Raw genomic sequence first — 224 nt, 5'->3', positions numbered from 1 at the left:
GAGGACGCTCACCACTTTGTGGTTCATGACTGGGGTGAAGTCGTAACAAGGTAGCCCTAGGGGAACCTGGGGCTGGATCACCTCCTTATACGAAGATACCACGATGAGTGTCCACACAGATTGATGGTTTAGATTTAGTTAAAGCCAGAGCTTTAATTAATAACGTAAGTTATTGATTAAAGCTTTTTGCTTTATGCTCTTTAACAATTTGGAAAGCTGACTGA

The 224-nt window shown here is 42.0% G+C and carries 1 rRNA gene; it reads left to right on the top strand.

Going from position 1 to position 224, the window contains the following annotated elements:
* Positions 1-88, top strand: a 16S ribosomal RNA gene (locus tag H5300_RS27630); the annotation flags it as partial.
* Positions 89-224 lie beyond the last annotated feature (136 nt).

Source organism: Vibrio sp. SG41-7, from assembly GCF_014164465.1.
In the GTDB taxonomy this organism is placed as follows: Bacteria; Pseudomonadota; Gammaproteobacteria; order Enterobacterales; family Vibrionaceae; genus Vibrio; species Vibrio splendidus.
This window is presented reverse-complemented; position numbering and strand designations above follow the sequence as displayed.